At 67.5% G+C, this 13,025-nt stretch carries 11 protein-coding genes; 8 read left to right on the plus strand and 3 right to left on the minus strand.

The genetic code is table 11. The annotated features are described in order from the left end of the window. Nucleotides 1-370: 370 nt before the first annotated feature. Nucleotides 371-2,074, minus strand: a complete 1,704-nt coding sequence (dnaA, locus tag CFK41_RS17475; protein ID WP_096800834.1) for a chromosomal replication initiator protein DnaA — start codon at nucleotides 2,072-2,074, stop codon at nucleotides 371-373. A gap of 422 nt (nucleotides 2,075-2,496) precedes the next feature. Between dnaA and rpmH the strand changes: the two genes are divergently transcribed. The 8 genes from rpmH to CFK41_RS17515 all read left to right on the plus strand — a co-directional run bounded on the left by rpmH (nucleotide 2,497) and on the right by CFK41_RS17515 (nucleotide 8,818). Continuing rightward, the gene (gene rpmH, locus CFK41_RS17480; protein ID WP_096800835.1) at nucleotides 2,497-2,634 is read left to right on the plus strand and encodes a 50S ribosomal protein L34; all 138 of its coding nucleotides are present in this window, start codon (nucleotides 2,497-2,499) and stop codon (nucleotides 2,632-2,634) included. A gap of 41 nt (nucleotides 2,635-2,675) precedes the next feature. Then, nucleotides 2,676-3,044, plus strand: a complete 369-nt coding sequence (gene rnpA / locus CFK41_RS17485; protein ID WP_096800836.1) for a ribonuclease P protein component — start codon at nucleotides 2,676-2,678, stop codon at nucleotides 3,042-3,044. After that, nucleotides 3,041-3,346 (plus strand): membrane protein insertion efficiency factor YidD, encoded by a 306-nt coding sequence (gene yidD / locus CFK41_RS17490; RefSeq protein WP_169928864.1) that lies wholly within the window; start codon nucleotides 3,041-3,043, stop codon nucleotides 3,344-3,346. The genes rnpA and yidD overlap by 4 nt, the downstream gene beginning before the upstream one ends. 85 nt (nucleotides 3,347-3,431) lie before the next feature. Further along, nucleotides 3,432-4,535: a membrane protein insertase YidC gene (yidC, locus tag CFK41_RS17495; protein WP_096800837.1), complete on the plus strand. Its 1,104-nt coding sequence runs from the start codon at nucleotides 3,432-3,434 to the stop codon at nucleotides 4,533-4,535. Nucleotides 4,536-4,603: 68 nt separating this feature from the next. Continuing rightward, nucleotides 4,604-5,275: a Jag family protein gene (locus CFK41_RS17500; protein ID WP_096800838.1), complete on the plus strand. Its 672-nt coding sequence runs from the start codon at nucleotides 4,604-4,606 to the stop codon at nucleotides 5,273-5,275. Nucleotides 5,276-5,283: 8 nt separating this feature from the next. After that, nucleotides 5,284-5,958: a 16S rRNA (guanine(527)-N(7))-methyltransferase RsmG gene (gene rsmG / locus CFK41_RS17505; RefSeq protein WP_096801170.1), complete on the plus strand. Its 675-nt coding sequence runs from the start codon at nucleotides 5,284-5,286 to the stop codon at nucleotides 5,956-5,958. A 34-nt stretch (nucleotides 5,959-5,992) separates the two neighbouring features. Further along, the gene (locus tag CFK41_RS17510; protein ID WP_096801169.1) at nucleotides 5,993-6,874 is read left to right on the plus strand and encodes a ParA family protein; all 882 of its coding nucleotides are present in this window, start codon (nucleotides 5,993-5,995) and stop codon (nucleotides 6,872-6,874) included. A 234-nt stretch (nucleotides 6,875-7,108) separates the two neighbouring features. Next, complete coding sequence (locus CFK41_RS17515) at nucleotides 7,109-8,818, plus strand: ParB/RepB/Spo0J family partition protein (protein ID WP_227873311.1); 1,710 nt, start codon at nucleotides 7,109-7,111, stop codon at nucleotides 8,816-8,818. 2,712 nt (nucleotides 8,819-11,530) lie between these two features. Here CFK41_RS17515 and CFK41_RS17520 read toward each other — a convergent pair. Together CFK41_RS17520 and trxB are read right to left on the minus strand one after the other, a co-directional pair. Further along, nucleotides 11,531-11,890: a hypothetical protein gene (locus CFK41_RS17520; protein ID WP_151904800.1), complete on the minus strand. Its 360-nt coding sequence runs from the start codon at nucleotides 11,888-11,890 to the stop codon at nucleotides 11,531-11,533. A 71-nt stretch (nucleotides 11,891-11,961) separates the two neighbouring features. Then, nucleotides 11,962-13,023: a thioredoxin-disulfide reductase gene (gene trxB, locus CFK41_RS17525; protein WP_096800841.1), complete on the minus strand. Its 1,062-nt coding sequence runs from the start codon at nucleotides 13,021-13,023 to the stop codon at nucleotides 11,962-11,964. Between the last annotated feature and the right edge of the window lie 2 nt (nucleotides 13,024-13,025).

Here is a 13,025-nt window from a genome sequence, read left to right on the forward strand (position 1 = left end):
CCCCGGCACCCGAATGACATCTCCCGCGATCGCTCCCGAGCACCCCGCCCCGTCCACATCCCCGTCGAGCAAGTAACTACAGTCCTCATCATCACGACTGTGGATTCGGTGGACAACCATCATCGATGCAGGTCGTACGCATGACATGTCACGTGCATGATCCGGGGACGACTCTGCGCGGATCGTGAGCGCGCTGTGCATGAGCAGCTCTCAGCACCGGATTCCTGTCATTCGTCCGTGCACATCGGCTCCTGCGCAGATGCCTGTGATTCCACACTGTCCACAGAGTTATCCACAATTGGGGAGAACTCCATGATGACCAGGGATGTTCTTCAGATCGACATCCAGTGCCCGGATCTGTCGATCGCCGTCACTGACGGGTCGCGGAGCTCGAGCTCTTGATGCGCGCAGTGAGCTCGGTGACCTGGTTGAAGATCGCCCGTCGCTCCTTCATGAGCTCGCTGATCTTCTTGTTGGCATGCATCACGGTGGTGTGATCCCTGCCCCCGAACTCCTCGCCGATCCGGATCAGCGGCATGTCGGTGAGCTCCCGGCACAGGTACATGCCGATCTGCCGGGCGGAGACCAGACGGCGCGAACGGCCGGTGCCCACGATCTCCTCGACCGAGAGCCCGAAGTAGGTCGCGGTCTGGGCGATGATCGTCGAGGCCGTGATCTGGGCGCCGTCGTCGTGGGAGAGCAGATCCTTCAGCACGCTCTCGGCGAGGGTGACGTCCATGGGCTGACGCGACAGCGAGTGCAGCGCCTGCACACGGATCAGCGCTCCCTCGAGCTCGCGGATGTTCGTGGCGATGTGCGAGGCGATGTACTCCAGCACGTCGTGCGGGACCTCGCCGGTGTTCTCCTGGGCGACCTTCTTGCGCAGGATGGCGATGCGGGTCTCGAGGTCCGGCGGCTGCACATCGGTCATCAGCCCCATCTCGAAGCGCGAGCGCATGCGGTCCTCGAAACCGCCGAGCTCCTTCGGCGGCAGGTCCGAGGTGATCACGATCTGCTTGTCCGAGTTGTAGAGGGTGTTGAAGGTGTGGAAGAACGCCTCCATCGTCTCCGGCGCCCGCTGCAGGAACTGGATGTCGTCGATGAGCAGGATGTCGATGTCCCGGTACCGCCGCTGGAACTCCTGCGCCTTGCCGAACTGGCCGGACTGCACCGAGTTGATGAACTCGTTGGTGAACTCCTCGGAGTTCACGTACCGCACCACCACGTCGGGATAGAGGCTCTGGGCGTAGTGGCCCACCGCGTGCAGCAGGTGGGTCTTGCCCAGTCCTGAGCCGCCGTAGATGAACAGCGGGTTGTAGGCCTTCGCCGGGGTCTCCGAGACGGCCGACGCCGCCGCCTGCGCGAAGCGGTTGGAGGAGCCGATGACGAAGGTGTCGAAGGTGTACTTGCTGTTCAGCCGCGAGTCCTCGACGATCGTGCCGTCGCCGGCGGCCGACGGCCGCCGGCGAGGAGCGGGACCCGGCGAGGGAGCGGAGGATCCGGTCAGGGCCGAGAAGCCGGCGTACGCGCTGGGGTCGTCGGCCGCACGACCGCGATAGTTCCGATGGGTGGCGAAGTCCTCCGCGCCGGAGGGCTGTTCGGCCGACGGCGCCGAGCTGCTCGAGGGCATCGCGGGCCGGCCCGGCTGCCGGCTGGAGGGGAGCACCGAGCCCTCGTCCCGACGGAAGGGAGCGGTGTGGACATCGTGGGGCGAGTTGTCCACATCGTTGTCCACAGGATGTGCACTGCGGGAGGTGGATCGGGAGGTCAGCGGCGGCACGGGAGCCTGCTCGTCGGTGTCCTCCTCGAGCATCAGGGACTCGTCCACCGTGACGGCGAAGCGGATGTCCCGCCCGGTCGCCTCGTTGAGGGCCTCCTTGAGGGAGGCGGCGATCCTGTTCTCGAACAGCTCCTTCGCCGAGGTCGACGGCGCTGCGACCAGGGCGGTGTCCGCCACGACGGCCATCAGGCGGGAGAGGGTGAGCATGGCCATGGCCCGCTGCGACACGGTGGTGTCGCGGCGCAGGGTCTGGAGCGTGTGCTCCCAGATCGCGTCGGCGTTGGCCTCGTTCATCGGGGCTCTCTCCCTACAGGTCTGAGCGGGCGGTCGGAACAGTTTTCCACAATAGCTTCTGTATTGTGGATCAACAGTGTGGACAACGTGTGATGAGGTCCGCCCTCCCCGGCAGGGCCGTCATGATCGGGGTCGAGGTGTCCCGAACCTGCGCGAAACGCCGACGCGGAGTGAGAATCGGGCCACAACCGGCCGTCTGGGGCCGCGAATCGTTGACCCTGCGCACCCCCGCGCCTAACATCGTGCAGTCAGCGCTGCGCGCCGTCCCGATACGGTTCCCGGATCCATCCCGGACCCACTCCGGCATCGGATCGGACCTCGGCAGCCGCCCCGCCCCGGCGGGTGCGCCCGGACTTCCCGTTCGTGCAGCAGACCTGAAGACCACGCGAGGGGTGCATCAGCGCCCACCATCGAGGAGAACCATGAGCAAGCGCACGTTCCAGCCGAACAACCGTCGTCGCGCCAAGAAGCACGGCTTCCGCGCCCGCATGCGCACCCGCGCCGGCCGCGCCATCCTGAACGCACGTCGCGCCAAGGGCCGCGTCGAGCTCTCCGCCTGAGGCGGTCCCGGAACGCTCCGCGACATGCCGGTCGTGGCACCGTGACCTGGTCCCGCCATCGGCTCCACAGCGGCGACGAGTTCCGTGCGGTCACCCGTGGCGGCGTGCGCAGCGCCCGATCCCACGTGGTCGTGCACCTCACCCTGCTGACGCAGGGCGGGGAGGCACCCCGCGTGGGATTCGTCGTGTCCAAGAGGATCGGCAACGCCGTGGTGCGCAACCGCGTCACCCGTCGGCTGCGCGAGATCATCCGACCGCACTTCGCGACCCTGCCGCCGGGAACGGCGGTGGTGCTGCGTGCGCTGCCCGGCATCGAGGAGCAGCCGTTCGTCGACCTCCGGGCCGATGTCGACTCCGCCCTCGCGACCGCTGAGCGCAAGCTCGCCCGGCGGGACGGGGAGACGCGGTGACTCCGGCTCCCGGCGGAGGGCTGCCGTCCCGGATCCGTCGGCTCCCGCGGCGGCTGCTGATGCTGCCGGTCCGCGGCTACCAGGTGGGCATCTCGCCCTACACCCCTCCCGCCTGCCGGTACGACCCGGTGTGCTCCCAGTACGGCATGGACGCCCTGCGGGTGCACGGAGCGGTCAAGGGCATCCTGCTCACCGCCTGGCGGATCCTTCGCTGCAACCCCTTCACCCGAGGGGGCCTGGATCCGGTGCCCGCCCCCGGCATGTGGAGGAATCCACGCCGACTGCGGCGCCCGGCCCGCTAGGGCCTACTCTTGTCCACAACTCCCGACCACAGCCGTCACCTCGCATGAACGACATGCGCATCCGTGCGGCAGGAAGACCAGGCCGATGAATCCCCTGTTCCCCATCGAGTGGGCCGTCGCATGGCTCATGGTGAAGTTCCACGCGGTGCTGTCCGTGTTCATGGAGCCGAACTCCGGCCTCACCTGGCTGCTCTCGATCGTCGGTCTCACCGTCGTGGTCCGAACCCTGATCATCCCGCTGTTCGTGCGGCAGATCCGCGCCTCCCGCGCGATGCAGACGGTCTCGCCCGAGCTCCAGGCCGTGCAGAAGAAGTACAAGGGCAAGACCGACCAGGATTCCCGCCAGAAGATGGCGGAGGAGACCATGGCGATCTACAAGGAGGCAGGCGCCAGCCCGTTCTCCTCGTGCCTGCCGATCCTGCTGCAGATGCCGATCTTCTTCGGTCTGTTCCGCGTTCTGTTCTACAAGCTTCCCGAAGCCGCCGCCGGGAGCCCCTTCGGCCCGCTGACCACCGAGCTCGCCCAGAGCGCCTCGAACTCGACCCTCCTGGGCGATGTCACCATCGCCGACAGCTTCCTGCAGTCGGGAGACGGCGGGATCACCACCAAGATCCTCGCCGGCGTCATCATCGCCTGCATGTCTGCGGTCACCTTCTTCACCCAGAAGGAGCTGACCATGAAGAACATGCCCAAGGCAGCTCTCGAGGGTCCGATGGCCAGCACCCAGAAGATGATGCTGTACATGCTCCCGTTCATCTACGTGATCACGGGACCGAGCATGCCGATCGGTGTGCTCATCTACTGGCTGACCACCAACGTGTGGACCTTCGCCCAGCAGTACATTGTGATCCGCGCGACCCCCACCCCCGGGTCCGACGCGGAGAAGGAGCGCCACGAGCGCATCAACGCCAAGCGTGAGAAGAAGGGTCTCGAGCCCCTGGACTTCACCCCGCCGAAGAAGGTCTCGACGGAGCCGGAGCCGGAGGCGCCGATCCGCGTCCAGCCCAGCAAGGGCAAGGGCGGCAAGAAGCTCTCCGACGAGGAGAAGCTCGAGCGCGCCCGTGAGCTGCGAGCGAAGGCCGCCGAGGAGCGCCGCAGCGCCCAGGAGGCCGCCGGCGAGACGCCGACGGCTCCGGCACAGGGCTCCAGCGCCCTGAACAAGGGCGCGAAGAAGAAGCGCAAGAAGTGACCTGGTCCCCGGGAGCACAGTCGCTCCCGGGGCGCATCCCCTCACCCCAGGATTCCCCGGAGGTCCGAATGAACGTCAACGACGCCACGCCCGCTTCCCTCGCGGCGGAGGAGACCGCCCCCCAGCAGGCGCCCGACGCCGAGATCCCTGAGACGGCACAGACCGCCGAGACGGCAGAGTCCGCTCAGGCGGACGATGCCGCGCAGAGCGCCGCCTCGGAGGACGCGGACCGGTCCACCGAGGACGAGTCCGACGAGGCCGAGACCGCCGAGGAGCGCGTGAAGCGCCTCGAGGAGGAGGGCGACATCGCCGCCGACTACCTCGAGGAGCTCCTGGACATCACCGATCTCGACGGTGACATGGACATCGACGTGGACGGCGATCGCGCCTCCGTGGAGATCCGGGGCGCGGACCGCCTCGCAGAGCTCAACCGTCCCAAGGGCGAGCTGCTCGACGCCCTCCAGGAGCTCGCGCGCCTGGCGGTGCAGACCCGCACCGGGCAGCGCTCGCGCCTGATGCTCGACATCGGCGGCTTCCGCGAGGAGCACAAGAACAGCCTCGAGGAGCTCGCGGCGACCGCCATCGCGGAGGCCAAGGAGTCCGGCGCACCCGTGCCGATGCGGGCCATGAACCCCTTCGAGCGCAAGGTCGTCCATGACGTCGCCAAGCGCGAGGGCCTGCGCTCCGAGTCCGACGGCGACGGCAAGAACCGTCACGTCGTCATCTACCCGGCTTCCTGAGGCCCGTGGTGCAGCCCCTGCCCGACTCCCTGCGCCCGACGGCGGAGCGTCTCTTCGGTGATCGTCTCGAGCTCGCCGAGCGCTTCGTCGCGCTCCTGGCCGAGCAGGGGCCGGAGCGCGGCCTGATCGGCCCCCGGGAGGTCGACCGGCTGTGGGAGCGGCATCTGCTCAACTGCGCCCTGATGGTCGACGGGATCCGGGTCGCGCAGCCGGAGGCGACCACGCTCGCGGATGTCGGGTCCGGTGCCGGCCTGCCGGGAGTGGTGATCGCGATCGCCCGTCCTGACCTGCAGGTCACCCTGATCGAGACCATGCAGCGCCGCACCACCTGGCTCGAGGAGGTCGATGCCGACCTCGGCCTCGGCCTCGAGGTGGTCCGGGCACGCGCGGAGGATCTGCACGGATCCCGCAGCTTCGACGTGGTCACCGCCCGTGCGGTCGCCGCCCTCGACAAGCTGGCCCGGTGGACCCTGCCGCTGGTCGCCGACGGCGGCTCGCTGCTGGCCATGAAGGGCTCCTCCGCAGCGGAGGAGATCGGGAAGTCCCACAAGGTCCTCTCCCGGCTCGGAGGCGAGGATGCCACCATCTCGCTCTACGGGGTGGGCGAGGTCGAGGTTCCCACTACAGTGGTCCAAGTGCGTCGCCGAACGAAGGCGACCAGGAAGGGAGACGCACGTGGCTGAACAGCGCGATGATTCCTCCCCGGAGCGCGGCACGATGGAAGACACCCCGCTGATGCGCGAGCTCGCCCGGGATCATGCCCGTCGGAAGAAGCTCGAGGGTCTCGACTTCCCGCGGTCGGGGACCACCCGGATCATCACCGTGGCCAATCAGAAGGGCGGGGTCGGCAAGACCTCCTCGACGGTCAACATGGCGGCTGCGCTGTCCATGGGCGGTCTGAACGTGCTGGTGATCGATGCGGACCCGCAGGGGAACACCTCCACGGCGCTGAGCATCGAGCATCATGCCGAGGTGCCGAGCATGTACGAGGTGCTGGTGGAGTCCGCTCCGCTCTCCGACGTCGTGCAGCAGGTCCCCGACATGCCGGGGCTGCAGTGCGCTCCGGCCACGATCAACCTCTCCGGAGCCGAGATCGAGCTGGTCTCGCTGGTGGCCCGTGAGAACAGGCTGCGCAACGCGATCCGCGACCACCTCGAGCAGCGCGAGCAGGAGGGCGAGGAGCCGCTGGACTACGTGCTCATCGACTGCCCGCCCTCGCTGGGCCTGCTGACGGTCAACGCGCTGGTCGCCGCGCGCGAGGTGCTGATCCCGATCCAGGCCGAGTACTACGCGCTCGAGGGCCTCTCGCTGCTGCTGAACAACATCGATCTGATCCGCCAGCATCTGAATCCTGATCTGGTGGTCTCCACGATCATGCTCACGATGTACGACGCGCGGACCCGTCTGGCGGCCCAGGTGGCCCAGGACGTGCGCGATCACTTCCCGGAGCAGACGCTCGAGACCTCCATCCCGCGATCGGTGCGGATCTCGGAGGCACCGAGCTACGGCCAGACGGTGCTCACCTATGACCCGAGCTCCAGCGGCGCGCTCGCCTACCGTGCTGCGGCGCACGAGCTCAACTCCCGCTCCTCTCCCTGACTTCGTTCCACGGTTCCCTGACGCGACGCCGCGCGCCGGATCCGTGGTCACTCCGACGGCGACGACATCTCTGGAAGGACAACGGCCATGACGCAGAAGCGAGGACTCGGTCGAGGACTCGGTGCCCTGATCCCGGGCGCCGGCTCGACCCCTGCGCCTGACCAGGGGCTTCGTACGCGAACGCAGGCGCCGTCGAGCTCCTCCGGAGAGTCGGCGAGCACTCGTCCGGTGGACATGTTCTTCTCCGGGGAGAGCGTCAGCCGCCAGGAGGAGAATGCGCAGCGCGGCCGAGCCGGCACGAAGGACCTCGCCACCGGCATGGCACGCGCCGCCGCGGAGCGTCGTGGTCGCACCGCCGGCAGCTCCTCGCGGCGTTCGGCCGCAGTGAAGGACGAGGGCGCATCCGCCCCGGCCGACGAGGCGGAGAAGGCCGGCACGACGCGCAGGAGCGCAGGAGCGAAGAGCACCGCCTCCGCGTCGAAGACCTCGACGGCGAAGTCGTCCACCACGAAGTCCTCCACAACGAAGTCCTCCGCAGCGAAGTCCTCCGGCGCGAAGGCTCCGGCCTCGAAGGCCTCTCCCAAGGCATCGACCTCCCAGGCCACGACCGCGAAGTCCTCGACCGCGAAGAAGACGGCTCCCACCAAGTCCTCGACCACCCGTTCCACCGCGAAGGAACCCGCGAAGGCAGCACCGAAGAAGGCTGCTCCGGCCCGCGCCGCGGCGGAGGCGGCTGCTCAGCCGGCCGACGACTCCGCAGCGATCACGACACCGTCCCCCGAGGTGGCGGCCCCTGCCGCACCGGAGACCACGGCGGCGCCCACGAGCACCCCCGCTCCGCGCGAGCCCGACCCGACGGACGCCGCCGCGACCGAGGACGCGCCTGAGTCCGAGCAGGCCGCTCCGGCCCCGGAGGCCGTCGAGGACAGCCCCGTGGTCGACGTCGAGGCCGTCACCCCGACCTCCGCCCGTGCGGAGGAGAGCACCGCCGCGGAGGTTCCCGCGGCAGAGGCCCCTGCAGCCCCGGAGGAGGACTCCTCCCCGAGCTCCGAGGAGCCCGTGGCCGATGAGCCGGAGGTCTCGGAGGACCGCGGCCTGGTCAGCGTTCCCGGCGCAGAGTTCGCTGAGCTCCCGATCCATGAGGTCCGGGAGAACCCGCGCAACCCGCGCACGATGTTCGACGATGACGAGCTCGATGAGCTCGCCTACTCGCTGCGCGAGGTCGGTGTCCTGCAGCCGGTGGTGGTCCGCCCGATCCCGGTCACGGAGGACGGCGAGTCCTTCGAGCTGGTGATGGGTGAGCGTCGATGGAGGGCCGCGCGTCGTGCGGGGCTGCAGTCCATCCCGGCGATCATCCGTGAGACCAGCGATGACGATCTTCTGCGCGACGCTCTCCTGGAGAACCTGCACCGCAGCCAGCTGAACCCGCTCGAAGAGGCCAACGCCTACCAGCAGCTCCTGGACGACTTCGGATGCACGCAGGACGAGCTCGGTGACCGCATCGGCCGCTCGCGCCCGCAGATCACGAACACACTGCGTCTGCTGCGCCTTCCTGCGCTCGTCCAGCGCCGTCTTGCGAGCGGGGCCATCAGCGCCGGGCATGCCCGTGCCCTGCTCTCCCTCGATGACCCGCGTCTGATGGAGGAGCTCGCCCAGCGCATCGTCCAGGAGGGCCTGAGCGTGCGCGCCGTGGAACGTCTCGTGGCACGAGGTGGCCAGCAGCAGGGCCCCCGCACGGTCCGACGCAGCACCTATGATCCCCACGTCGTGGATCTGACGAGCCGCCTCTCGAATCGGCTCGAGGCTCCCGTCCGGATCGACGTGGGGAAGCGGAAGGGTCGCATCACCCTCGAGTTCACGAACGTCGAGGACCTCGAGCGCCTGGTCGAGAACATGGGTCTGGGCCTCTCCCTCCCCACCGGGGAGCACGCCTCCGAGGACTGAGCTCTACAACGCGTATCTGAGGGGACCCGCTTCGGCGGGTCCCCTCAGTGCGTTTCGGAGGGTGGCGCACCACAGCGCCGGGTACCGGAGTAAGGGCGCGGCTCCAGGACTCGTGAGGGCGACCTCCACCGATGCTGACAGGTGGAATGGCTGCGTCAGATCAGTGGGAGTTGTCCACAACTCGCGCACTGTGAGCCTTCAGATTCCGGACAGAGCGCCAGGTCGGAGCGGGATTCGAAAGTTTTCCACCGCTGTGTACAACTCTGTGGATATCTCCGATTCCTCACGCCCTCTCCTGCGCGCGAGTCACCGGACGCACACCTGTCGCAGCCGGGGCCCAGTGCTTGGCCGGCCGTGCCCGGCAAGCCTGAGACGATCTTCCCTCCCGAAGCGATGTTGCACGGGAAACACTCTTGACGCAGCGGGCGAAGCGCTGCGCGCTGCGTCGCACGGTGACGCGGGCCTTCCGGTGGAGTTTCCCGTGGAACACCGTTCATAGCGGGGGTTCCTCCGCAGACAAGAGGCCAGGGATGCCCGCACGTCTCCCCGATGACCACGGGTGTGCTGGACGAGGAGTCCAATCTCGACCTTGCCCGGCCAGTGGCGTGCTTGGGGAAGCTGTTGACGTGCACCTTTGGGTTGAACTGACTAGAGCCCTGCCCAGCTATCGGGGTCCCAGTGCCGGCGTAGTTCCCCGTGAAACGTCGATGACTGCGACAGCGAGCGGTGACTAGACGCGGCCATCGTGTGCTTCACGTGAAACCCACCCACGCTGACGTGCTGAATGCATGACCCACAGCTCCCGCATCCAGCACAATGCCCGCAGAGTTGTGGGATTCACGTGAAACATGGGAGCTCGGCGGCTGGCGCAGATCACGCTTGATGGCCAACGGCATGAGTCGATGAGACTCTTGCTTATAACGTTGAGCGGAGTTCCGAACCGCCACGGAGGGCGATGCTCGAGCCCACAGCGGTCGACGTCGGACGTGAGGTTTCACGGGAAACGCGTCGCAGGGCAGCTATCGCCTCGACGCTGACATCTGCCGCAGCAGTGAGGACATGTCTCCCGTCCCGTGCGGTGTCATTGGCCGCATCCCGTTCCACGTGAAACAAGGCGCCGTGCGATGTGCTCGTATCTTGATTCCCTGTCCTGTCGCGGAGAATGTCGCGGTTCCGTTGGTACTGATGGATCAGCTGAGTCCACAAGGGGAGTGTGGGTTCGATGTTTCCCGTGAAACCCGACAGGCGCGGGACCGTACGAGCTGCTTCGAGTCCATACAGCTCACTGGATTGGACGAAGGTCGTTTGAACGGGACTGCGCGCAACTGATGTTTCCCGTGAAACTCGTCATCGACGCGCAGCTCATCTACTCAACGAAAGTTGAGCCCTGCCCTCGTCTCCCGAGGGGAGCGTGTATCGGTGAGTCTCCATGGCCGGGGAACAGCCCTTCCCGGTCGCAGCGAGAAGTCTCGGTGCTCCTAGAGCGCTCTCTGGAGCCTTCGCTAACGTCAGCAACAGGGTTGCGCAACCTGCGTTTCACGGGAAACTTCGGCTAGAGCCGACTTGGCGAAGCGCATGCTCACGCCCGCAACGTCGGCTAGGCGTCAACCCCTACAGTTTAGGGCTGGCTGACCGTACCCGAGTGTGCAATGCAGCCACTCCCCGGGGCTGATGGCTTCGGGCGAGGGTGCTCTCTGCGGAGCATTGGACTTGGGCACGCTGAGCTCCTGCCTCGACTGTCGTGCAGTATGAACTGGAAGCAGCGTTTCACGGGAAACCTTCACCCGCGCGGCAGTGTCGCAGTTGCGGAGGATGGCGTGACGTACCGGTGAGCGGGCCGTGACGTTTCACGGGAAACTGCTGCTGCGACGGGGGTTGCTCCCCGGACGTAGCACGAACACTGCCCCGCGGCGGGTGTGAAGAGAGATGATCCGACGAGCTGGACACGCAGTTCCATGACGAGCTGCCAGCGATCACCCCGATGACCTGAAGTGTCACTGAGGATTCATCTGCGCTCCCGCCGGCGTTTCACAGGAAACCACAACGAGTGCCGGCGATCGGAGAACGGACAGCACGTCTCGTCCTCCATCTCGAGCAGCGCATGAGAGGGACTCACCCACTTCCGTCCTCTGACACCCGCGCGACAGAAATCGCATCAGCACAGGTTTCACGGGGAACCATCATCTGCTCAGCCCCACTCTCCGCGGTGAGAGTTCCAGCGCCTTGCGACGATCCCATGGCGTGGGCGGCGCCTCGATACTCGTCGTGCGAAGACGTGGAATCAGCGCCCGCACGGAGCGCGACGCTGCCGGACAGCGATCACACGCCTTGTCATTCTCCGTGCGCAATGCACAAGTGCACAGTGTGGGAAAGAATGTGGATAACCAGGGATAGACACCTGTATGAAAGGTGTTCTGAAAGTGGCCGCGAGGCATCCGACTCCCTCGCGCAGATCGTCGCCACCTGCAGGTACCCACCATCACTGCAGGTCAGAGGGCTGTGTGAGGGTCAGATCTCACTGTGCACCGACCGCACCCATCCACAGTCAACTGTGGACAGACCTGTGGACGGGACCGTGGAACGCTGTGTACACCGTTGTGGATAACTGTGTGGACAGACGGATCGCCGCACGTCAGAGCACTCGGTACTGGATGGATTGACAGGGTCGGCTGAACCCCTCGCGGTCGTGAACACCCACAGCGGCCGGCGTGATCAGCCTGCAGGCGACTCCGGCCCGAACTCCGCTTCGACGATGTGCTTGGGCTGCGCCCCCGTGCGCCGATGCACGAGGCTCCACGGACCGAGGAGCGTCGTGAGCTCACCGTCGGGCGAATGGCCGGTCAGCTCGTCGAGCCTGATGGGCAGGATGGCGTCCGCCGCGCCCTCAGACGGCTCGGAAGGCGCCGGGACGAAGCGCAGCCAGGTGGGGAGCACCTCGATCGACCAGGCGTCCAGAACGGCGTCGGACGGGTCCTCGACGATGAGGACCTGCATGGCCCCGCCCCAGCGGCGGGCGAGTTCGCGCAGAACCGTCGGGGCGGGCCTCGACGGGCCCGCCCACGGTGCGCTCACCACGACCACCACGGGAGCTCCCGGGTGCTCTCCGCTCCCCCGGGGGGCTCCCGTCGGTGCCGGTTCCCGGGTCACCGGGCCGCGATGTCCGCCAGAGCCTCGTCGGTGTCGATGCCGGCCGCCTTGTCGGCGAGCCAGCGCTCGGCGTCCAGGGCGGCCTGGCAGCCGGTGCCCGCGGCGGTGATGGCCTGGCGGTAGGTGTGGTCCACGACGTCGCCGGCGGCGAAGACGCCGGGGACGGAGGTGTTGGTGGTGCGGCCGGTGCAGACGATGTAGCCCTCGTCGTCCAGCTCGAGCTTTCCGCGGAGGAGGTCGGTGCGCGGGATGTGCCCGATCGCCTCGAAGACGGCGTTGGTGGGCATGACCCGCTCCTGCCCGGTGACGGTGTCGCGCAGGGTCACGGACTCGACCTTGTCGGCGCCGTTGATGCTGACCAGCTCGCTGTTCCAGGCGAAGGAGAGCTTCGGGTCGGCCTCGGCACGGCGCGCCATGATCTTCGAGGCGCGCAGCTCGTCACGACGGTGCACTAGCGTGACGGACTTGCCGAAGCGGGTCAGGAAGGTGGCCTCCTCGACGGCGCTGTCGCCGCCGCCGACCACCACGATCTCCTGGTCCTTGAAGAAGAAGCCGTCGCAGGTGGCGCACCAGCTCACGCCCTTGCCCGACAGCGTGTCCTCGCCGTCGATGCCCAGCTTGCGGTACGCGGAGCCCGTGGTGATGATCAGGGCCTTCGCCTGGTAGACGGTGCCGTCGTCGAGGGTGACGCGCTTGATCTCGCCCTCGAGCTGGAGGTCCACGGCGTCCTCGTAGATGACCTCGGCGCCGAAGCGCTCGGCCTGCTCCTGCAGGTTCGTCATCAGCTCGGGCCCCTGGATCCCCTCCGGGAAGCCCGGGAAGTTCTCCACGTCGGTGGTGGTCATCAGTGCACCGCCGGCGTCGAGGGCGCCCGCGATGACGATCGGCTTCATCTCGGCGCGCGCCGTGTAGATCGCGGCGGTGTAGCCGGCCGGGCCCGAGCCGACGATGACGACCTCGTGGACCGTGTCGTCCTGTGCGGCGGCGTCGACCACGGCCGGCTGGACCGCCGGGGTGGTGCCTCCGAGGATGTTGAGGGCCTGGATGGGCTGCGACATGG

This window comes from Brachybacterium ginsengisoli (assembly GCF_002407065.1).
GTDB classification, from domain to species: Bacteria; Actinomycetota; Actinomycetes; order Actinomycetales; family Dermabacteraceae; genus Brachybacterium; species Brachybacterium ginsengisoli.